Here is a 22,034-nt window from a genome sequence, read left to right as displayed (position 1 = left end):
TTCAACTACCTGTATCTTTCGCGCAGCAAGTTACCCGCCAGGATCATATTTCGCAACGCAGCCCCGGTTTCGGGCCATTTTCTGGTTTTCAAGCCACAGTCAGGGTTCACCCAGAGGTTTCTGGCTGGGATTACCTTCAATGCTTTTTCGAGTAAAAGCACCATTTCGTCCACGGTCGGTACGCGCGGAGAGTGGATATCGTACACACCAGGACCGATCTCATTAGGGTAATTGAAGTTTGCAAATGCATCGAGCAGCTCCATTTGCGATCGCGAAGTTTCAATCGTGATTACATCTGCATCCATTGCTGCGATCGAATCGATAATATCATTGAACTCCGAATAGCACATGTGCGTGTGGATCTGCGTCTGATCTGCTACCCCGGCAGCACTGAGCCTGAATGCGTCAACCGCCCATTTGAGGTAAGCCGACCAATCTGCCTTTCGCAATGGAAGCCCTTCCCGGATCGCCGGCTCATCGATCTGTATCACCTTAATACCTGCTTTTTCCAGATCAACTACCTCGTCGCGAATAGCCAGGGCAATCTGAAATGCTGTATCTTTCCGCGGCTGATCGTCACGAACAAACGACCATTGCAAAATCGTAACCGGACCTGTAAGCATTCCTTTAACCAGCTTTTCAGAGTTGGCTTGTGCGAATGCAGACCATTTGACTGTCATCGCTTCGGGTCTTTCTACGTCTCCGTATATGACAGGCGGCTTCACGCAGCGGCTGCCGTAGCTTTGTACCCAGCCATTTTGCGTAAAAACGAAACCCGACAAACTTTCCCCGAAATATTCAACCATATCATTCCGCTCAAATTCCCCGTGCACCAACACGTCGATCCCAAGTTCCTCCTGCCAGCGCAGCGAACTGACGATTTCTTCCCGAATGCGAATCTCGTATTCTTCTTGCGTCAACACATTCTTTTTCAGGTTAGCGCGTAGCAAACGTACTTCGTCAGTTTGCGGAAATGAACCGATCGTGGTCGAAGGAAACATCGGCAGCTTCAACTTTTCCAATTGTATCTGCTGTCTTTCTGTAAAAGCACTTTCACGACTGAAATCGCTTTCAGTTACCTGAGAAAGACGATTTTTCACTTCCTGCTTATGGATCAGGGTGGAATTACGGCGGCTTTCAATGGCATTCTGGTTGGCTATAAATGCGGGATCAGTAACCCAGTCTATTTCAGCAAGGCGCGCAATTTCGGTCACTTCCGATAGCTTTTGTTTTGCAAACGACATCCAGTTTTTAATGTCCAGCGTCAAAACAGTTTCATCCAGTTCCAGTTCAAGGTCGCACGGGCTATGCAGCAGCGAAGAGGAAGGTGCAATGAGTAAGCGGTCTTTCCCGAGCACATTTGCTGCCTGAGCTATGAATGCCAGCGATTTGGAGTAATCATTTTTCCAGATATTCCGCCCGTCCACTATGCCCAGCGAAAGCTTGCGCGCAGACTCCACGAAACCTTTATGATCCAGCAAAGCAGACAGCGACTCAGCGCCTCTGGTCAGGTCGATGTGCAATGCATTTACTGGCAAGCCGGCGGCGGTATTTACATTATCCCCCAACCCGCCAAAGTAGGTGGTGACAAGCAACTTCAATGTCGGTACTGCATTTCTGATCTCGGCATAAGCTGATTCAAATGCCTTCTTTTGCTTTGCAGATAAGTCAAGTACCAATGCCGGCTCATCAAGCTGGATCCACTCGGCGCCTCTTGCGGCAAGCTCCTGCAGAACGGAAATGTAAACGGGCAACAGATTTTCAAGCAAATCAATCTTATCAAATCCCTCCTCTTTTTCTTTCCCAAGCAAAAGATAAGTGATGGGGCCTAACAGGACGGGTTTTGTCAGAATTTCCTTTTGCAATGCATCTTCAAATTCGATTAACACTTTATCGGAATACCTTCTGAACTGCTGATCTTTAGTAAACTCCGGCACGAGGTAATGGTAGTTTGTATCAAACCACTTGGTCATTTCCATTGCTTTTATATCGTGGTCGCCGCGCTGATAGCCGCGCGCCATTGCGTAGTAAAGTTCAAGTTCCTTGTTTGACTTTCCGTCGATCAGCTGATGGTAACGTTCGGGCACTGCGCCTACCATAAGCGATATGTCGAGTACCTGATCGTACAGGGAGAAATCGTTGGATGGTATCAAGCCGATACCAGCCGCTTTCTGCGTGCTCCAGTTTTCGTGACGGATTTTGCGTGCGACTTTTTGTAATTCGTCGCGGTCAATTTTGCCGGCCCAAAACTTCTCGCTGGCTCTTTTCAGTTCGCGCTGGCTTCCGATGCGTGGGTAACCGAGATTGTGTGATAACATAGCATTTGTGTTTAAGAGTTAATAAAAACCCTTTGAAAACACCCCCGTCCCGACCTGAACCGGTACGTAACACAAGTGAGATTCAACCTGGCAACAGCACAAGTCTGCTTCCTGGTCGATCTTGTAAAATGTTTGGTAAATCAATGCCTGACCAACCTCCAACCGTGAGAGAGTGGCCATTGAGAGTAGTGGCAAGTCTCCTGGCTTATATCATTTTTACCGTCCTTCTCGTCATAACTGCCTTTAATAGACATTTATAACAATGGAACGCCTGGGTAAAAACCTGTTCCGGTACCTGGAACTGATACTTACAGTAGCACGACTGCCCGTGATTCGCACACGGTTCCTTTTTAGTTTGCTAGTATTTGGATGAGGGTTCCAAAGCAAAACCACTACCCCGATTGACGGGCGTTCACAAAGAACTGGTCAAATTTAGAATGAAAAATGCAGCACCTGAAAATGCCCCTTGAATTAAGTGAAATGAAGGAAAATTCAATTTTCCTGCGGATATATTATCTTTTTGAAGTAAAAAACGAAGGCTTCAAAAGTGATTTTTTTGAGCTTAAAGTTCCAATCCACTCGCAGCTTCTTTATCCAATATAAACTCTGCATTGAAATGATTTTGCAAAACAGTGGCCGGGAAGTCGGCTGTTACCGGGAATGCCAATGCGCGGGCGATTACCTGCGACTTGGCCGCTCCCGAGCCGATCAGAATCGCTGTTTTTGCCTCCAAAATATGTCTGATCCCAACCGTAATGCCCCGGGTAAGAGGCGTCGGCTCGTTAAAATATTTCTGCCCCACTTCGACTGTGAGCGGATCGAGCTCGGAAATATGCGCGTAGGTATCCCACGGTGTTCCCGGCTCATTTAATGCGAGGTGACCATTCATTCCAATCCCAAGAACGATCAGGTCGAGTCCGCCGAGACTTTCCACAATCTTGTTCACCCGCACGCATTCCGCCTCTGGATCAATCGCTTTTCCATCGAAAAATACGATTTGATTCTCCCGGAAGCCGATCGGTTTCAGAAAATCTTTATCGAGTAGGTCACGGCAGCTTCCTTCGTCACCTGCACCCAGACCGATCCATTCGTCAAGACCAATGTAAATGCACTTAGAAAAGTCAACTTCTCCTTTCTGGTTGGCTGCTGCTAGTGCCCGGAACATGCCGAGCGGCGTACTTCCGGAAGGCAAACAGATGACGGAATCAGGCTTTCTGGTCAGCAATGCGATCACACGATCTGCCGCCGCCTGGCTCATTGCATGATAGTCCGGGTAGATACTGATTTTAGGTACCATTGCAGCTTAAATTGGTTTTTGAAGGCCGCCAATCTAAACATTCTTTTCAAAGAGCTTAACATTTATCCTTCAAAAAACAACAAAAACTAAAAGCCCGAACCTAACTTTACCTCTCAATCCAATTCATTTTTATACTACTAAAAAAATAAAATGGAATACCGTATAGAAAAAGATACCATGGGCGAAGTGCAGGTACCCGCCCATGTATACTGGGGTGCTCAAACGCAACGATCAATCCAAAACTTCCCGATTGCGCAGGATATCAACAAAATGCCAAAGGAGATTATCAAGGCATTTGCATACCTGAAAAAAGCCGCCGCGATTACCAATTACGAAGCTGGCGTGCTTCCAAAGGAAAAAAGTGACTTGATCGGGCAGGTTTGTGACGAGATCCTGACTGAGCAGCTCGACGATCAGTTCCCGCTCGTAGTGTGGCAAACCGGCTCCGGAACGCAGTCTAACATGAACTGTAACGAGGTAATTGCTTACCGCGGACACGTGTTACAGGGCGGCGAGCTGGCTGATAAGACCAAGTTCCTGCACCCGAATGACGATGTGAACAAGTCTCAGTCTTCCAATGATACTTACCCGACTGCAATGCACATTGCAGCTTACAAAATACTGGTAGATGTAACTATCCCGGGTATTACCAAGCTGCGGGATACATTGAAGGCAAAAGCGGAAGCTTTCAGGAATGTGGTAAAAATCGGCCGTACGCACTTTATGGATGCGACCCCGCTTACACTTGGCCAGGAGTTTTCGGGATACGCTTCCCAGCTTGACCATGGATTGCGTGCGATCTATAACTCACTTGCTCACCTTTCTGAGCTTGCACTCGGCGGAACAGCAGTAGGTACAGGGATCAATACTCCCGAAGGATACTCGGAAAATGTGGCCCGCCACATTGCTGCGCTCACAGGTCTTCCATTTATTACCGCCGAAAACAAGTTCGAAGCCTTGGCTGCACACGACGCGATTGTGGAAGCACACGGCGCATTGAAAACAGTAGCGGTTAGTCTGATGAAAATCGGGAACGATATCCGTATGCTTTCGTCAGGCCCGCGCTCGGGGATTGGAGAGATCCATATTCCGGACAATGAGCCGGGAAGCTCCATTATGCCGGGTAAAGTGAACCCGACACAATGCGAGGCGATCACAATGGTAGCTGCGCAGGTAATGGGAAATGATGTGGCAATCGGTATCGGCGGATCAAACGGACATTTTGAACTGAATGTTTTTAAACCTTTGATGGCGTACAACTTCCTGCATTCAGCGAGATTGATCGGCGATGCGTGTGTTTCTTTCAATGACAACTGCGCCGTAGGGATCGAGCCGCTGCACGAGAACATTAAAAAACACGTCAATAACTCTTTGATGCTGGTTACTGCATTGAATACCAAAATCGGTTACTACAAAGCAGCCGAGATCGCACAGACTGCGCACAAAAATGGCTCTACACTCAAAGAAACAGCTGTTGCGCTGGGATACCTTACCCCTGAAGAATTCGATGCGTGGGTAAAACCTGAGGATATGGTGGGAGACAACAAATAGAAATCACCATTTTTCTGCTTTTTTGAATGCTCTGCCATATAGCAGAGCATTCTTTCTTTCAGATAAGATGGAAATTAAAGCTGAATTGCTGGCTGGCGAGCGGTTATCCAAACAAAAAGCAGTCGCTATTGCTGAGTACGCTGCTGCTTCGCCGGAAACTTTTCGCGAGCTGGTTGCATGCTTTTTGTCGGAAGATCCGCGGCTTGTGCAACGGGCGGCGCATAGTTTGAGCATTGCGGCACGGAAAAACCCTGAGCTGGTACAGCCTTTTACAGGAACGCTCGTGCAGCAGCTCGGGCGGACAGATGTGCATAACGCAGTACTGCGGAACAGTGCGCGCATTCTGGAATGTGTGCCGGTACCGGAAGAATTTCATGCGGAGCTCATCGAAACGGCATTCAGGATTATTCAGGACAGGCAGTCGGCGATTGCAGTGCGGGTGTTTTCGCTCACGATCGTGTATAATCTTTCCCGCATTTATCCTGAGCTGGGAACGGAGCTGAAATTTGTGATTGAAGAGCGGCTTCCGTTTGAAAGCGCTGCATTCAAGTCCAGGGCCGCTAAGATTTTGGCCAGTATAGACCGGAGAAAAGAGGGGGTCTAAGTTTGGCCTCTCAACCAGAATTCAGAGAAATCATTTTACCTTGCTTTTCAAACCACCGAATAAAATGACTATTTACTGCCACGCCACACTGGATGCTTCACTGAGAAGCAAGCTGACGGAAACTTTGCCTGAGCACACGATACAGTACCGAACAGAGCATACAAGCCAGGAAGAGGCATTGGGTTACTTTCTTGCAGCCGACTACATTCTGGGCAACCCGCCGGGAGATTGGTTTAAGCAAAAACCGGAAAAGCTCAAATTCTGGCAGCTCGATTCGGCAGGCTTTGATCAATACAGTACAACTCCGCTACCGGAAGGCGTGAAAGTGGCGAATATGGGCGACTGGTTTGCGCGGCCCTGCGCAGAAACCATTGTGGGCGGGGTACTTGCATTGTACCGTGGCCTGGACACGCTCACGCTGCTCAAACAAAAATCAGAATGGGTGGGATCGAAATTACGTGCGGAGCTCAAACTGCTTTATAACCAGAACACGATCATACTTGGCGCCGGCACGATTGGCCAGGCTGTGAACGCGATACTGAAAGGACTCGGCTGCACTACCCACATGATGGCGCGTACCTCCCCCGATGCTGACCTGCACAGTCGCGAAGAGTTGCTGGAAGCGCTCCCGAATGCCGATCTGGTAATAAATACATTGCCTGGTACTGCAACTCATTTCGCAGACGCGGAGTTTTTTTCCAAAATGAAAAAGACGAGCGTGTATGCGAGCGTAGGAAGGGGCAGTACTACGGATGAAAAAGCATTAATGGAAGTGCTGAATTCAGGGCAGCTGGATGGTGCGGTGCTGGATGTAACGGAATTCGAACCGCTTCCTGAAGACAGTCCGCTCTGGAAAATGCCGAATGTGATTTTAACCCAACACACCGGCGGCGGACACAGGAATGAACATATGGGCAAAGTAGATTTATTCCTCAACAACATTTTCGCAATAGAAAACGGAGGAAGCCCGGCCAATGAAGTTGACCTTTTCAGAGGTTATTGATTATTTAAAAAGCTAAAAATGACAGACTCAGAATCAAATATATTAGAGGCAGTTAGGGAGAAATATTTCCACAAATTCGGCAGCGAAAATGATGTAAGGGTTTTCAGGTCGCCCGGCCGGATCAACCTGATCGGTGAGCATACCGACTATAACGACGGGTTTGTATTGCCTGCGAGCGTCGATAAAGCTGTGTACTTCGTGATCAGTCCGCGTGCTGACCAGCAGGTTGTGCTATATGCTGCCGACCTGGACGAGACATATACATTTTCGCTCGATGATCTTTCAAAACCAGCAGCTTCCTGGCCGCACTATCAGATTGGAATTATCGAGCAGATTTATAAGAAGGGCTTGAAAGTAGGTGGTTTTAATGCGGCTTTTGGCGGCGATGTGCCTGTGGGCGCAGGGCTATCCTCTTCGGCTGCATTGGAATGCTGCCTGCTCTTTGGATTGAACGAAATGTTCGGACTCGGGCTGGATCGATTTAGTATCGTAAAATTGTCGCAAAAGGCGGAAAACGAGTATGTGGGCGTACAATGCGGCATTATGGACCAGTTTGCGTCTGCATTCGGAAAGCAGGAGCAGGTGATCCGCCTGGACTGCCGCTCACTGGAATACGAATACTTCCCATTCCCGATGGACGATTACCTGCTGGTGCTCTGTGATACGAGTGTCAAGCATTCACTCGCCAGTTCGGAATACAATACGCGGCGGCTGGAATGCGAAAAAGGGGTTTCTATCCTGCAAAAATATGATCCTGCGATCCGGAGCCTGCGCGATGTAGCTCCTTCGCTTGTAGAAGCACACCGCGATGAACTAGGTGACGTGGTTTACCGGCGTTGCAAGTTTATTACAGAAGAAATTCAGCGCGTACAAGATGCTTGTGACCTGCTTGTGTTGGGTAACCTGGCCGATTTTGGCCAAAAAATGTACGCAACCCACGACGGCCTGCAACATGAATATGAAGTAAGCTGTCCGGAACTGGACTTTCTTGTTCTGCAAACGAGGGACAATGAAAATGTGCTCGGGGCCCGGATGATGGGCGGCGGATTCGGCGGTTGTACCATAAATTTGGTAAAGAAAAATGCAGTAGAAGCCTTTGAAGAACAAATGAAGCAGGCTTACAAGAAAGAATACAATATCGATTTGCCCTGCTACCGTGTAAAAATTACCAATGGTACCGAGGAAATCATCAGCTGACCGCAACCTTACTGACGCAAACTTTAACCTTTCATTATGAAAAAGCTACCCATTTTACTCACGGCACTGATCGGCTTCGGCATTTTCAGCTGCTCTCAAACAAAGAAGGAAGAAAAAATGATAAGCACAATTTCTAAAGAAACTTTTGGCGAACTGCCAGACGGACAAAAAGCAGATCTGTACACGCTCACAAACGGAAACGGAATGACCGTCAACATCACCAATTACGGCGGTATCATCACCAAACTCACCGCGCCTGATAAAAAAGGCGAATGGACAGACGTAGTACTGGGATTTGACTCTCTGCAGCCTTACCTGGCCGAACACCCGTTTTTCGGCGCGCTGGTCGGGCGTTACGGTAACAGGATTGCAAAAGGCAAGTTTACGCTTGAAGGCAAGGAGTATTCACTCGCAATCAACAATGGACCAAACTCACTGCACGGAGGCAAGAAAGGTTTTGATAAAGTACTCTGGAAAGCTACAGAGATCAAGGAAGACTCTATTGTGGGTTTACAGCTCGAATACGTGAGCAAGGATATGGAAGAAGGTTATCCCGGTAACCTGAACGTCAAAGTCACTTATACGCTGGATAACGACAATGGACTGACCATTAAGTACCGAGCTACTACCGACAAGACAACCGTACTAAACCTGACAAATCACTCTTACTTTAACCTGACCGGCCTGAAACGGGACATCCTCGATCACGAGGTTTTCCTCGCTTCCGACAGCATTGTACCGATTGACGCTACACTCATTCCTACCGGCAAGCTGAGAGCAGTGGAAGGCACACCTTTCGACTTCCGTAAACCAACAAAAATCGGCGCGGGGATCAACAAGACGGAAGACGAGCAGATCAAGAATGGCGGTGGTTATGACCACTGCTGGGTAATCAAGAGAACAGAGCCCGGACTAATGCTTTTTGCGACCGTCAAAGATCCTGAAAGCGGCCGGTTCATGGAAGTTTTCACAACCGAGCCAGCTGTTCAATTCTACTCGGGCAACTTTCTGGACGGAACATTGAAGGGCAAGAATGCGACATTTTCGAAACGATTTGGCTTTTGCCTTGAGACCGAACATTATCCTGATTCGCCAAACCAGCCTCAGTTCCCTTCAACGGTACTGAAACCCGGCGATACTTACGAGACTACGACGAAGTATAAGTTTTCGGCGAAGTAGCCAGCAGACTGAACATTCCTTCATTACATGACCAAGGGCGAAGACTGGTTGCGCAAGCGGCCGATCTTCGCCCATGTTTGTTTCTGTAACTTTTTAGCTAATTTCGATATGCCAACCGTACTTTACATCAATGGTTTTCGGTTCTTCTTCTATATGAACGAGCACGAGCCCATTCATATTCATGTTGAAAAAGGAGCATGTAATGCACGGATAGTTTTGGCACCAGCGATCATGATTTCATATAATCACGGGTTCAAGAAGAAAGAAATAAGGAGCATCTTAGATATAATCGTCTGTAACTATGGAAACACCATTCAAGCCTGGCATGATACCTTCGATAAGTGAAGAGCTTCAAGCTTTTTTGAACGGAACGAACGACGAAGAGGTCGTTGAAATTGCAGATGAACTCGATCATTTTATTCAGGAAAAAGAGTTGCAAATCCGGCACTTCGGATTTGCGAGGGATCTTGATCTGGCGCTGTTCATACTAAGTAATAAAAAAGTAATAACCAGACCATTATCATCTTTTCCATATCTAAAAAAAGCGATAGACTGGGATCTGGATCAATATACCATATCTGAAGCCGGCATTCACTGGCCGAACCTGGACGTTGACATCAGCCTTAGAGGGTTGCTGCTGGAAGAAAAGATTTTAATCAATTGATGACTTACAAGTACTAATACCAATGCTAACCAGAACAGTAAAAATCAGCAATGTTACCAATTTGTCCGATGCTCGTTATTGCGCCGGAATGGGAGTCGAAATGCTTGGTTTTTCTATTGATGAAGATGCTCCTAACTACATCTCACCGAAAAAGTTTGAAGATATTTGTTCCTGGCTTGCTGGTGTCACATTGGTAGCAGAAACGGCAGACAATAATGCAGAGTCAATTTTTGCCAAACTGAATAACTACCCCGTCCACGCAGTGCAGGTGGAACATTCGGGTTTGCTGGGCTACATGAAAAGTGAGCTCGGCCTCCCGCTTATCCTGCGCATCAGCGTGGATTTATACGAACCTGATGAAATCCAGTCACTGCTGGACAGGTACGAAGGTGCCGCCTCGCACTTCTTGCTCGAAAGCGATGCAAATGCCGCTTTGACAGAAGATTGGCTGCAAATCCTACCCGCATTGGCCAGCGAGCATCCAATCTTGGTTGGCTTTGGCTTTGACGATGAATTTGCCCTGAATGCACTGAATAACCTGCCAGGCAATGTCGGGATTGCATTGCGCGGAAGCGATGAAATTCGTCCCGGCTACAAGGATTTCGGCAGCATGATGGACATTCTGGAAGCGCTGGAAGAACAATAGCACGACTTTTCCCTCCTATTTTTTCGTTTTCACTGAAAATATCCGCTTAACACGTCGTTTTACCGATAATACTTTCCCGGTTTACAGTATCTTGTATTACCTACTACCTTTGAATACAAATAAACGCTAAACTAACTATGGAAAAGAAATTGCACCGCATCCCTGAGCAAGCCGTTTTTGGTGGAGTAGCTTCCGGACTTGCCCAATATTTTCAAATAGATGTTGTAATTATCAGGGTATTATTCGTCGTAATGCTGCTGTTGCCCATTCCTCCGAGCTTTGGTTGGACAGGTCTGATCTATATTATTCTCTGGGCAGTACTACCTACCGGTCCTGCTATCAACTACACTACTTCCACTGATCCTAACAGCGCTGCCCAGCCGCTTTTTGACAAAAAGACGTCAGACCAGACGGTGATGATCCTCGGCGGAGTGCTGGTCGCATTTGGCGCGGTCATGCTGCTCGACGATTTCCCGATCTGGTATGAATTGAAGCGCTATTTCTGGCCAATCGCATTCATCGCAATCGGTGCATTCCTGATCCTGCGCCAGCGTGACAAAGAGAATGAAAGCAAGTCGAATACAGTATATCCGACTACTCCGCCGCCAACTGATCCGGTACCACCTGTGACACCGGAGCCGGAACCGCAGCCTTACACACCTTTTAACACGCCAAGAACAAGCTCAGGCCGGCAGTTTCCGGAAGATCCAGAATCACCACAAGCGGATGGAGATGATCCGATCATCAAAGTGAATTGATCCTTTTATTAGATACCTAGAAATTACATTTAAATAAATATAGCCATGAATTTCAAAAACATCTTTTGGGGCGTTATCCTGATTGTTTCAGGCTCGCTGTTTCTCGTAGAAGAATTGACCGCATTCGATTTCGGCCGCTTTTTCTGGCCGATAATCCTGATTACGACCGGCGGTTTGCTGTTGCTACGCAATTACCTTCATTCAGATACCTCAAACAGATCAAATATCTAGAACATGAAAAATTCAAGAGGCATAGTATGGGGTGGTATTCTGATTATTCTTGGAATAATCTGGCTGCTCCGCAACCTGAACGTCCTGCACGTGAACTGGGATGAAGTACTTCCCTACTGGCCGGTGCTGCTGATCCTGGCAGGCGCTATCTTGCTCGCGATCGGAAAAGAACGCCACTCGGGCGCAGGCGGGCTCGTCGCATTACTGATCACATTGGGTGTCTTGGGGGGTATTATGAACAAAACCAACAATGCATTTGACCGGCACAGGGACAATTGGAACTTCGGCTGGAATGATGATGACCACGACGATGAGGATCTGGGCTATCACGACGATCACCATAATGGCGACAACGAAGGCAATCATGACAAGGATGAAGATTATCACAAAGACCGGCCCGAGCGTAACAATGGTCGACCGATCAATGGATCTTACAAGTACGAAATGGAAGATTTCATTCAAAAAGCCAATTTTAACCTGGAAGGCGGAGCGGGTTCGTTTAAGCTGGAAGGCAACACTGCTAAGCTTTTTGAAGCAAATACAAAAAGTACCATTGTGGGTTTCCTGTCAAATACGTCGGTGAATAAACTGGAAAATTCAGCAACGGTGAACCTGAAAATGGAAGACGGAAATGTGAAGATCAAGAATGGCGAAATCTCCAATCAGGCCAAAATCCAGCTCAACGAAAAGCCTGTATGGAACATTGATCTGGGGATCGGCGCAGGCAAAGGAAACTTTAATTTCAGTAACTACAAAGTCGAGAAGCTGAAAGTAAGCACAGGTGTGGCTGATATGGATATAAAAATGGGGGACAAACTGCCTGTTTCGAATATTGACATAGAAGCCGGCGTTGCATCGGTCACCATAGATGTACCTAGATCGGTTGGCTGTGAACTTCGGATCGACGGTGCGCTCAATGCAAAAAACATCGAAGGTCTGGAAAAAGTAAGCAGTGGTTTATATCGCTCTTCCGGCTATTCCACTTCTGCCAAAAAGATCATTATTGATTTTGAAGGCGGGCTCACCAGTATCAACATTAACAGATACTAAGCCAAGACACCGCAGTATATTCCCCATTTAAGAGCGGGGTTGCCTCAAATGAATATCTTTGCATTTTCTTGCAGAGGTATTCATTTTTTTATGTTTGGTAAAATACAAAGTACATTCATCCTGTCGCTCGCTCTTTCATTTGGCCTGTTTGCACAATCTGAGCTGCCCGAAGCAGAGCGACGAATGATCAGCCAGGGACTCATAAATATTCAGAAAACAAATCCCGACATACTGGTCGAGCTCAAATATTCCACCACTGACAACTTCTTAAAAAAAGACATTTACGGCGAGCTGACACGTGCTTATCTCCAACCGGAAATGGCGCGGCGGCTCAGCAATGCAAGTAAGTCGCTGACAAAATTAAAACCTGGCTATAAGCTGCTTGTTTATGACGCGGCGCGGCCAAATACTGCACAATATGCATTGTGGGACGCGCTCGATGATCTAAAAATCCCGCCCGGCAAGAAAACCATGTACGTGGCTGATCCGAAGATCGGATCAAACCACAACTTCGGCTGCGCAATAGACCTCACAATAGCTGACGAAAATAACCGCCCATTAGATATGGGTACCAAATTTGACTTTTTCGGTCCCCTTGCCTACCCGCGTTCCGAGCAGCAGATGCTAAAAGCAGGAAAGCTGACGGTTCAGCAAATTGAGAACCGCCAGCTTCTGAGAAAAGTAATGATAGAGGCAGGATTTCGCGTAAATACAACTGAATGGTGGCATTTTGACGGAATGTCAAAGAGCCAGGCCCGCGCCAAATACGGAATGATCAAATAATGTTATTCGGGCCTCAGCGTGCTGCCGCCCGACAAATCTTTCCGGATTTCAGGATTACCCTTGTAACGTACCTGACTTGCGCCGCTTGCTTCTACAATCAGCTTTTTGGTAACGTAAACTTCCGCCTTGCTTGCTCCCGATAAGTCCAGATCAGATTCTTCAACAGGCAGACCGAACGAGAGAAGCTGCGAAGCTCCCGACAATTCACCATCAAGAAATTTGGCTTCACCGAAAAGATTCAACCTGGATGCACCGGAAAGATTAAAATCCATTTCTCTTGCAGAGCCATCAAATTCGCATTGGGACGCGCCTGAAAGTTCGATTTTCAGGGAAGGCAGATTTTCGAAGTTTTCAATGCCCGCACGTACCGCGCCCGAAAAGTTGACCTCTTCAATGTCCGGCATTACAATGTCGATGTCCATTCTTTTTCTGTTTCGGCTGTAATCCCGGTAACGGGCGACAAGCTTCCCGTCCTGGACAAAAATATTCAGATCGTCAAGATCGTTCATTTCGCCGGTAGCAGATACCGCAAATGATGTTCCTGAGACTACATTTACCCGAAAAGCATCGCTCATTTCCAGCTCGTCGAAGTTTCTGAAATCGTAAGTGCGCGTGCTGGTTCCGCGGGGTGGGATATCATCGTCGGATTCAACATAAACACAGGATTGTAGGCTGCATGCGACCAGTAAAGCGGAGATAATGATTTTTTTCATAGCTAATAAATGATGACTTGATGGAGCATTGACAAGTACCCCCCTTGGTCCCCCCTATCCCAAATTTATTTTTTTCCTAAATGGGGGTAACGGGGGTTCCGGCTGTCTTAAAGAAAAGAAATTCAGACTTGGCAGCGACCGCTCTTACATATCCAGAACCGCTAATCGGAAGAGATTATCTATTTTTGACCGAAAATCAAAAACAGATATCGGTGCACTCTTCCGATCCAGATATAGTTGCTGCCATCAGGCGGGGCGATGAACAGGCTTTTGAAAAGACCTTTCGCCAGTATTATCCGCGCCTTTGTAATTATGCAGGCTCATTGCTCAAAGACGAGGAAGAAGCCGAAGAGGTTGTACAAACCGTATTCGTGAATATCTGGGAAAAACGGGAGGATCTCGAAATTACCCTTTCACTGAAATCATACCTTTACCGCGCGGTTCATAATCATTGTCTCAACAGGTTTAAGCACGCCTCCGTGCGGGAAGTGCACCGCGAGCATACCCTGTATTTTTCGAGTGAATCGTACGAATCGGTGACAGAGGTAATTCACGCAAATGAGTTGGAGGAGCGGATTGAACATGCAGTGCGTAAACTTCCCGAACAATGTCAGAAAGCATTCAGAATGAGCCGCTTTGAGGAGCTTAAATACCAGGAGATCGCCGATCAGCTCGGGATATCGATCAAAACCGTTGAAAACCAGATAGGAAAGGCATTGAAATTGCTGCGCCTGGAACTTGCCGATTACCTTCCTTCAATATGGTGGGCACTTTATTTTATTGTTGAACAGCTAACCGGAAAGTTACCATGAGCGAATTTCATGACAACATATCGGAAGAGCTGCTGGCGCGGTACCTCGGAGAAACTGCGTCCGAAGAGGAGATTAATGCAGTGGAAGCCTGGCTCGCCAATTCGCCTGAACATCAGCAGGAACTGGCTGCTTACCGTTTTATCTGGATGCACGCTGCCGCAGTGCCGCGCAAGCAAGTAGATACGGACCTCGGCTGGAAAAAGGTCAGGAAAAGAATGGAGCAGGTAGCTGAGGTCAGCGCGCCGCTGGAAGTACCCCGCGAAGCCCGCCAGATCAGCTTTGATCAACGGCCTGCTGCCAAGCGTACATTCTCCACGACCATTTTGGCCGCTGCCGCAGTCGCATTGCTTGCACTTGCATTTGGATGGTTTTTGATCAAAAACAGGAATGCTGAGCCGCTTACAGTAGCTACCGTTGATAATACCAAAGAGCAGCTCCTGCCCGATGGTACCAAAGTATTCTTGAACTATAATTCTTCAATTACTTACCCCGAGCAGTTCAATGGAGATTTGAGAACAGTCTCATTACAAGGAGAAGCATTTTTTGAAGTAAAACCGGATAAAGCGCATCCCTTTATTATCAATGCAAATGGTACTGAGATCCGTGTTCTTGGGACTTCATTCAATGTAAAAGCCTACGAAAAATCCCCGGTACGCGTCGATGTGGCTACCGGCAAAGTGCAGGTAAGCAAAGCGTCGAAAAAGATCGAACTGGTGAAAGGCGAAGGTGCCGAAGTATCTGCCGACTCTATCAGGAGCTTACAGGCGAACATGAACATCATCGGCTATCGGACTCAGGTTTTCGATTTCAATGCGGCCAACCTTAATGAAGTAATCAGCACAATCCGTGACGGTTACCACGTAGATGTGCGCTTAACTAATCAGCAGATCGCCCAATGCCGCCTCACGATCCGTTTCGAAAAAGAACCGCTCGACGCGACACTTTCAGTGATCGCCGAAACCCTCGACCTCGAACTGAGAAAAGAAGGGAAAGTGTACTGGCTGGATGGGAACGGTTGTCAATAGTTACCTAAACAGCGCCACTTTGGGAATCAGAAATTTACAAACTCTCCTTTTCCTGCTTACGCTCCACGCAGTATATGCGAGTACTGTATCGGGACAAGATTTACTGGAAAGACGCATTACGATCCGGGTCAACAACCAGCCGCTCGATCAGACTTTACAGCAAATCGGCAACCTGGGCGGTTTCAGCTTTTCCTATAATCCCGACATTCTCGACTTCAAATCGAAGGTAACTTTCAATGCAGCCAACCAGAGTGTCAGAGAGATTCTGACCGTGCTGCTCAGGAATAAAGCTACATTCAAAGAACGGCGCAGATACATCATCCTGCAAAAGAAAGAAGAACCCGAGAAAGACGAAGAGCCCGAGAATTTCGACCTGAATGGATACATTATCGATAACAGTACGGGCCGCAGGCTTGCGAATGCAAGTATTTATGAATCGGCTACGCTGGCCTCGACTGTCAGTAATCAATATGGTTATTACAAAATCAGGCTACCAGCCCGGGCCGCGTCGATCCGCCTGGAAGTAAGGAAAGAAGATTATGTGGGGAAAACGATTTCGATTTCACCAAAGCAGGATACTTACCTCCAAATCAAGCTCAATCCTGACACCCTGCGACCGATCTCACCTAAAAACCTGGCGCTTTCAAAATCAAGATCCGACTCGCTGCACCACAAAATTGCGGTACCCCGCACGCAGTACCCGGTGCAAATGGAGGCAATTGACACAGTTGCATTAGCAGGTGATACCACAAGCCAGGTTGTCGGCAAGGATTATGAGCGGCTGGTCAAAACCTACCGGAAAGTCCAGAGCGAGTTCGTCAGTGCATTTGCCTCTGCACGCCAGGCGATTCACACCAGGAATATCGAAGACACTTTGTACCGGCCCTTTCAGGCGTCGATTTTGCCATTCATGGGCACTAATCACGCACTCAGCGGGAATATTGTCAACGATTTTTCCATTAACCTGATCGCCGGCTATTCTTTGGGAGTGAATAAAGTGGAAGTCGGCGGCTTGCTCAACGTGGTCCGCGGCAATGTGAAAGGTTTCCAGCTCGCCGGGGTCAGCAACATTGTCGGAAAGAATGTGAATGGATTTCAGTATGCCAATTTCCTGAACCTGACGCTGGGAGATTTTTATGGTTTCCAGGGTTCCAATCTCATCAACTACACCGGTGGCGATTTTTCAGGTTTCCAGCTAGCCGGGGTCGGGAATGTAGTGGTCGGTGTTTTGAATGGATACCAACTTTCTTTCGGATATAATTTCGCAAATACCGTCCGCTCTGGCCACCAGATCGGCACGATCAACTATGCCGATTCAAGCGCAAAGGTACCTTTCGGATTATTCAGCTGGGTTCGGACCAACGGTTACCGCCGCTACGAGTTATCAACTGACGAGTTCAATTATTTTAATGCAACCTTCAAAACCGGTGTAAGCAGATTTTACAACATTTTCACCCTTAGCTTTAATGGACTGGAACCCGACAAGCCGCTCGCAAGTATTGGTTACGGCTTCGGAACAGCGCAGCGGCTGGGCAGAGGCTGGGCGCTCAATGCAGACCTGACCGGCAGTATCTTGCTCTTCAATGGTCAGGAGCCCGACGAAATTGACACGGGTTTCTTCCGGTTTTCTGTTTCGATAGAGAAGAAGCTCGGGAAGAAATTTGCCTTGTTCGCAGGTCCGGCACTCAGCTTACTGGCTTCTGATCGAAACGGCGTGCTGCAAACAAGTGAACAAAAAGGGTTAAAACCGGCCTGGATCGGCCCTGCACCTACTTCACAGCAAAGTGTCTATCACTGGGCCGGCGTGCAGGCGGGGATCCGTTTTTGTCATAATTAAAAACCAATTCTCTTACGTCCATTCTGCGTTGCATTGCCTCCTGCAAATGCCCGCAGTTCTTCCAGTTCTTTTTCAAATCCGCCGGATAAGATCGGGAAGCGGCACCACGATCTCGGATCCAGGTTCAGATCATCCAGGTGAAATGAAGGTGCGTAACGTTCGCGTTTCCATTGGTTGCGGCTCCAAAGCTTGAAAAACCGCTCCGTCCAGCCGAGCAGCTGTTCGTCGGTATACAACCCTTTATAGCGAACATGCAGGTTTCTGTAAGATTCAAGCGGCGATTTCTTATCTCGGATCGCCAGCTTTTCGAGCTCATTCAAAAATTCATAAGGCATCAAATCCTCCTCGTCCGTCTGGGTTTGCGCAAGCGGACGCAGCTCTGCGGTAGGTTGCAGGCTGTTAACCTTTTTCAATCCCTCGATTTTAATGTGCTTCCCTTTTACCTCACAGCCGGTAGTTTCCAGCCACCGCAGCCACTGCCGCAGGTAATGCTTATCAATGCCTGCAAGCGGACTGATACTTCCCGCAGTATCCCCATCCATCGTCGCATAACCTACTGCTGCTTCGGAGCGGTTGGAAGTAGCAAGCAGAAGGTGATTAGCAAGGTTCGTCAATAGCCACACGCCCGGGGCGCGTACCCTTGCCTGAATGTTCTGCAATGCGATATCATCCTGCTCCCAGGAAAGCTGACGCCCGATCTGCTCTTCGATCAAGCCTTTGTAGGTTTCTACCAGCCCATTGATGTTGACATTATAAAAAGTAGAGCCAATGGATTCAGCGAGCGATTGCGCAGACTCCAAGGTATCTGTGGAGCTGTTTTCCGTTCCCTGATATATATTGTGGATCAAAGCCCGGGCGAGATCTTCCTCAGTATGCGCGTCCTGGATTTCTTTGATATAAGATAATTTTTCTTTCAGCTTGTCCATTCCAATGCTTTCATCTGCCAGCCGGATCATCAGTCCGCACAAAGCTGTGCAGGCGCAAGAATCAGCGCCTCCGGAAAGTGAAATGGTGAAACCATTTGACCTGCTTTTCCGGAGGTAGTCGAATAATGCGAGGCAAACTGCCCGCGCAAATTCCTCCTCTTTCAAAGCGCCCCCTTTTTCAAACGGTTCAATATCCGGCACTTGTGGTGGTACAGGTTCTATTTCCGGAAAGTCAAACCGTGCAGGTACGCGCCACGTGCGGTCTTTTTGGGGAACAGCAATTTTGCTTTGTACCTGCCCCAGCCGCGTATTTTCAGTGTCAATCACGGCGGTGGTAATCTCGTAATCCGCGTAGCTAAACCGCTGGCTCGACGCCAGTAATTCGCCATTTGTCGCGATCATGGCATCACCATCGTAAACAGCTCTACCCGCTTCGTTACCTAACAAATTGGTATATATATAGCTGCAAGAAAATGCCCTGGAAGCATCCACAACCAGCTTTTCCCGTGTCAAAAACTTATTAAATGCAAAGTGACTTGCGCTCGGGTTCAGGATAATATCTACCCCGCGCTCAAAATGCCGGCGCGCAGGACGGTTTGCAACCCAGCCATCTTCGCAAATCTCAAATGCAATCTTTACACCGTGCGACCCGCCCTGAATGGGCCCACTGGCAACATCAAAAATCACGTCACCGATTGGATAGAACATCTGGTTTACCTCAATGCTTTCAACAATACCCGGTGCCCACGGCCTGAACCAGCGCGCTTCGTAATGTATACCATTATTGGCCAGGTTCTGCTTGCAGTAAAAACCTGCAATCTGCTTGTTCGAAATCAGGCAAGCTGCATTGTAGATACTGTTGTTATGACGCACCGGAAGTCCGACTGCCACGATCATCCCGGCGGTTTCCTGAACGATTTCCAGTAAGCAGCGTTCCGCCTGAACGACCAGGTCGGGAGCAAAAAAGTAATCGTCGCAATTGTAGCCGGTGATGCACAGCTCTGGCAAAACAAGCAGGCTCACCTGCTGCCGCCGCGCTTCTTCAATCGCGTTGATGATATTTCTGGTATTGGATTCCCACGCCATTGGCGTTTGGTTGACAGTTCCGGAAGCTACTTTGATTAATGGCATGAAAACTTGTTCAGTTAGTGTCGCTTTTCGTTTCTTCTAAAAACTACATGCCGGCAACTTAATAAAATTTGCCTTTTCGTACCGGTTAAGTTTTTCCCTATTTTTGTCAACATCAAAATCAACCAATCGATTCCTCTTGCAATTCCCCTCCTTTATAGCCAAAAGAATCCGTCACAACGAGGCTGGTTCGTTTTCTGCAACAGTTTCCAGGATTGGGGTAGCCAGTATCGCGATCGGAATCGCAGTGGGTATCATTGCATTTGCAGTGTTACTTGGGTTTAAGCAAACCATTCAGCAAAAGATCTTCCTTTTCGGCGCCCACATCAACATCAATGCATTCTCGCAGGGCAATACGTATGAAGAAGGACCGATGGGTATACCTAACCCTGTATCGCTGGCCCTGCCCCAGATTCCGCAGGTAGCACGCTGGCAGGCGGTTGCTCACAAATCGGGGATTTTGAAAACACCGGAAGAGATTAAGGGAGTTATATTAAAAGGTGTAGGCAAAGATTATGACTGGCAAACCTTCAAAAGCAGCCTCAGGGAAGGTCGCCTGATCGGGTATCAGGACTCGTCGTCTATCAAATACGGGTATTCTTCCGAAGTATTGATCAGCCGGAAAATTGCATCCGAAATGCGCCTGAAAATCGGCGATGATGTGATTATGTACTCTTTGCAAAATCCGCCGCGCCCCAGAAAACTGACAATCTGCGGAATTTACGATACGCAAATGGAAGAGTTCGATAACAATCTGATCGTAGGTGACATCGGACTTGTTCAGAGGCTGAATGGATGGGGCAAAGATTCAGTCGGCACCTATGAGATATACCTGAAAAACTTCCAGGACCTGGACATGGTAGCAAATCGCCTGCGCACCGAGCTACCTCCCGGACTTTATCTCCAGAAAGTAACAAGTACCTTCCCGCAAATTTTCGACTGGCTGGTTTTGCTTGATCGTAACACCGCCGTTTTCCTCACTTTGATCCTGTTCGTAGCCTGTTTTAATATGATCTCCATCCTGCTTGTGATGATCATGGAAAGAACGCCGTTAATCGGATTGTTGAAAACACTCGGCAGTCCGAATGGACAGATCCGGACTGTATTTTTTCGGGTAGGATTGTATATGGTACGCCGCGGGTTGATCATCGGCAATGCAACCGGATTGCTCATCTGCTGGCTTCAGTACCAGTTCAAGCTGATCCCGCTCGATCCGGTCAATTATTACATGGACACTGTCCCCATTGTTTTTGATTGGCCGATTTTCCTGATGGTCAACATGGCAACCATTGTTATTTCAGGATTAATCCTGCTAATCCCCACGCTGATCATCAGCAAAATACAGCCGATTAAAGCATTGCTTTTCAAAAAGTAAATCAGGAGAGCAGCTTGCTCAGCAGCCGGAAATCAGTTTCAAAATCTGAAATTGAGGCAATTTTAATCTTATTAAATTCTTTGGAAAGCGGATTAAGGATATAATTCCGTTCTCCGGGAACAATGGCCGAAGGAACTGAAAATGCGACTACGGCGGGGTCACTCAGCACCTGCTCCCCGATCCATTGCGTGTAGGCAATATCTTCCGCCCACGCAGTTTTGAGCAGATTGGTATCCGTGTGAAAAATTAAATTGTCATCATCGGGGATATTCAACCGCAGCAAAGCAATGCGTTGCATATTTTCCTTATGATTGGCGTGAACAAACTTTTCAAGTAGCGCTAATGAGCAATGCGCGCTCGTGTAAATGCACGCATTCCCGACAGGGTTCCACCTCCCTCCAAACAACTTCGCGCCTGTTCCGCTCAGATCTTCAATGTACTCCTTCGCTGCAAGCCTGTATACAATCATATATACACGCCATGCTCTATCCGGCCCAGCTCATTGGCGATCTGTTTGACACCCCAGAAAGACCGTAGGGTTGCAAAATCCTGCTGCTCGCCTAGTACCATGCGTGGTGTACGCAGCCATTGTTCGAGTGTTCGGGCATTGCCAAAAACATGTAACCCAAGCTCCGCCATGTTTTCAAGCTGGTACAAATGCTCAGCATAAAGCCCTTCAAATGGCTTTTTGTCTTTGAGGTACCGCTGCAAAGTACGGTCACTGATATGCAGGATATCTGCCCATTCCTGCTGTGTAAATAACAGCTTGGTGCAAAGATCCTGGAATTGTGACACAGAAAACTCGCCGATTTTTGGACGTGCCAAATACATGACCTCCGGCTCGGCAGCAATGCGTATCGGTGTCATTTCGTCGGGTAACTGATATTGTATCTGTTTCATATCCGAATTTTGTCACACCAATGTACGACTTTTTTCG

At 47.6% G+C, this 22,034-nt stretch carries 22 protein-coding genes and 1 riboswitch; of the genes, 16 read left to right on the top strand and 6 right to left on the bottom strand.

Going from position 1 to position 22,034, the window contains the following annotated elements:
* Positions 1-5 precede the first annotated feature (5 nt).
* Both metE and Q369_RS0119105 read right to left on the bottom strand, forming a co-directional pair.
* Positions 6-2,318 (bottom strand): 5-methyltetrahydropteroyltriglutamate--homocysteine S-methyltransferase, encoded by a 2,313-nt coding sequence (gene metE / locus Q369_RS0119115; RefSeq protein ID WP_031529390.1) that lies wholly within the window; start codon positions 2,316-2,318, stop codon positions 6-8.
* 173 nt (positions 2,319-2,491) lie between these two features.
* A riboswitch (cobalamin riboswitch) is annotated at positions 2,492-2,727 on the bottom strand.
* Between the two features lie 153 nt (positions 2,728-2,880).
* A complete protein-coding gene (locus Q369_RS0119105) occupies positions 2,881-3,615 on the bottom strand; it encodes a glucosamine-6-phosphate deaminase (protein ID WP_031529389.1) in 735 nt (244 codons plus the stop codon).
* Positions 3,616-3,765: 150 nt separating this feature from the next.
* On the opposite strand from Q369_RS0119105, the gene fumC reads away from it, so the two are divergent.
* The 12 genes from fumC (at position 3,766) to Q369_RS0119045 (ending at position 13,281) form a co-directional block, all read left to right on the top strand.
* Positions 3,766-5,166 carry a class II fumarate hydratase gene (gene fumC, locus Q369_RS0119100; RefSeq protein ID WP_031529388.1) on the top strand — a complete coding sequence of 467 codons (1,401 nt, stop codon included), beginning with the start codon at positions 3,766-3,768 and terminating at the stop codon, positions 5,164-5,166.
* 67 nt (positions 5,167-5,233) lie between these two features.
* The gene (locus Q369_RS0119095; RefSeq protein WP_031529387.1) at positions 5,234-5,770 is read left to right on the top strand and encodes a HEAT-like fold family protein; all 537 of its coding nucleotides are present in this window, start codon (positions 5,234-5,236) and stop codon (positions 5,768-5,770) included.
* A 64-nt stretch (positions 5,771-5,834) separates the two neighbouring features.
* Complete coding sequence (locus Q369_RS0119090) at positions 5,835-6,773, top strand: D-2-hydroxyacid dehydrogenase (protein WP_031529386.1); 939 nt, start codon at positions 5,835-5,837, stop codon at positions 6,771-6,773.
* Between the two features lie 18 nt (positions 6,774-6,791).
* Positions 6,792-7,970: a galactokinase gene (galK, locus tag Q369_RS0119085; protein ID WP_031529385.1), complete on the top strand. Its 1,179-nt coding sequence runs from the start codon at positions 6,792-6,794 to the stop codon at positions 7,968-7,970.
* Positions 7,971-8,006: 36 nt separating this feature from the next.
* On the top strand, positions 8,007-9,149 hold the full coding sequence (locus Q369_RS0119080) for an aldose epimerase family protein (RefSeq protein WP_031529384.1): 1,143 nt from the start codon (positions 8,007-8,009) through the stop codon (positions 9,147-9,149).
* 27 nt (positions 9,150-9,176) lie between these two features.
* On the top strand, positions 9,177-9,494 hold the full coding sequence (locus Q369_RS29780; protein ID WP_310589017.1) for a DUF4160 domain-containing protein: 318 nt from the start codon (positions 9,177-9,179) through the stop codon (positions 9,492-9,494).
* Positions 9,451-9,813 carry a DUF2442 domain-containing protein gene (locus Q369_RS0119070; protein ID WP_229206893.1) on the top strand — a complete coding sequence of 121 codons (363 nt, stop codon included), beginning with the start codon at positions 9,451-9,453 and terminating at the stop codon, positions 9,811-9,813. Before Q369_RS29780 ends, Q369_RS0119070 begins: the two co-directional genes overlap by 44 nt.
* Positions 9,814-9,835: 22 nt before the next feature.
* Positions 9,836-10,459, top strand: coding sequence for a hypothetical protein (locus Q369_RS0119065; RefSeq protein ID WP_031529381.1), 624 nt, complete (start codon positions 9,836-9,838; stop codon positions 10,457-10,459).
* A 137-nt stretch (positions 10,460-10,596) separates the two neighbouring features.
* On the top strand, positions 10,597-11,217 hold the full coding sequence (locus tag Q369_RS0119060) for a PspC domain-containing protein (RefSeq protein ID WP_031529380.1): 621 nt from the start codon (positions 10,597-10,599) through the stop codon (positions 11,215-11,217).
* Positions 11,218-11,262: 45 nt separating this feature from the next.
* Positions 11,263-11,448, top strand: a complete 186-nt coding sequence (locus Q369_RS0119055) for a LiaI-LiaF-like domain-containing protein (protein WP_031529379.1) — start codon at positions 11,263-11,265, stop codon at positions 11,446-11,448.
* A gap of 3 nt (positions 11,449-11,451) precedes the next feature.
* Complete coding sequence (locus tag Q369_RS0119050) at positions 11,452-12,498, top strand: toast rack family protein (protein ID WP_031529378.1); 1,047 nt, start codon at positions 11,452-11,454, stop codon at positions 12,496-12,498.
* A 90-nt stretch (positions 12,499-12,588) separates the two neighbouring features.
* Positions 12,589-13,281 carry a M15 family metallopeptidase gene (locus tag Q369_RS0119045; RefSeq protein ID WP_031529377.1) on the top strand — a complete coding sequence of 231 codons (693 nt, stop codon included), beginning with the start codon at positions 12,589-12,591 and terminating at the stop codon, positions 13,279-13,281.
* Positions 13,282-13,283: 2 nt separating this feature from the next.
* Here the strand turns inward: Q369_RS0119045 and Q369_RS0119040 are convergent, their stop codons facing one another.
* A complete protein-coding gene (locus Q369_RS0119040; protein WP_031529376.1) occupies positions 13,284-13,994 on the bottom strand; it encodes a head GIN domain-containing protein in 711 nt (236 codons plus the stop codon).
* Between the two features lie 212 nt (positions 13,995-14,206).
* Here Q369_RS0119040 and Q369_RS0119035 point away from each other — a divergent pair, with 212 nt between their 5' ends.
* From Q369_RS0119035 to Q369_RS0119025, 3 genes are read left to right on the top strand one after another with little or no spacing between them, the layout of a single operon-like run.
* The gene (locus Q369_RS0119035) at positions 14,207-14,806 is read left to right on the top strand and encodes an RNA polymerase sigma-70 factor (RefSeq protein WP_031529375.1); all 600 of its coding nucleotides are present in this window, start codon (positions 14,207-14,209) and stop codon (positions 14,804-14,806) included.
* Entirely contained in the window at positions 14,803-15,831 is a 1,029-nt protein-coding gene (locus tag Q369_RS0119030; protein ID WP_031529374.1) for a FecR domain-containing protein, read from the top strand. Before Q369_RS0119035 ends, Q369_RS0119030 begins: the two co-directional genes overlap by 4 nt.
* A 19-nt stretch (positions 15,832-15,850) precedes the next feature.
* Positions 15,851-17,668, top strand: coding sequence for a peptidase associated/transthyretin-like domain-containing protein (locus Q369_RS0119025; RefSeq protein WP_229206892.1), 1,818 nt, complete (start codon positions 15,851-15,853; stop codon positions 17,666-17,668).
* Here the strand turns inward: Q369_RS0119025 and nadE are convergent.
* Positions 17,665-19,725, bottom strand: a complete 2,061-nt coding sequence (gene nadE, locus Q369_RS0119020; protein WP_031529372.1) for an NAD(+) synthase — start codon at positions 19,723-19,725, stop codon at positions 17,665-17,667. The two genes, Q369_RS0119025 and nadE, sit on opposite strands and share 4 nt — an antisense overlap.
* A 136-nt stretch (positions 19,726-19,861) precedes the next feature.
* On the opposite strand from nadE, the gene Q369_RS0119015 reads away from it, so the two are divergent.
* Positions 19,862-21,097, top strand: coding sequence for an ABC transporter permease (locus tag Q369_RS0119015; protein ID WP_031529371.1), 1,236 nt, complete (start codon positions 19,862-19,864; stop codon positions 21,095-21,097).
* A 1-nt stretch (position 21,098) separates the two neighbouring features.
* Here Q369_RS0119015 and Q369_RS0119010 read toward each other — a convergent pair whose 3' ends face one another.
* Positions 21,099-21,566: an RES family NAD+ phosphorylase gene (locus Q369_RS0119010; protein WP_031529370.1), complete on the bottom strand. Its 468-nt coding sequence runs from the start codon at positions 21,564-21,566 to the stop codon at positions 21,099-21,101.
* The gene (locus Q369_RS28445) at positions 21,563-21,997 is read right to left on the bottom strand and encodes an Xre family toxin-antitoxin system antitoxin (protein WP_051664148.1); all 435 of its coding nucleotides are present in this window, start codon (positions 21,995-21,997) and stop codon (positions 21,563-21,565) included. The genes Q369_RS0119010 and Q369_RS28445 overlap by 4 nt, the downstream gene beginning before the upstream one ends.
* Positions 21,998-22,034 lie beyond the last annotated feature (37 nt).

Source organism: Dyadobacter crusticola DSM 16708, from assembly GCF_000701505.1.
Lineage (GTDB): Bacteria > Bacteroidota > Bacteroidia > Cytophagales > Spirosomataceae > Dyadobacter > Dyadobacter crusticola.
Note: the sequence above shows the minus strand (reverse complement) of the source record. Positions and strands in the feature narration are given on the sequence as shown.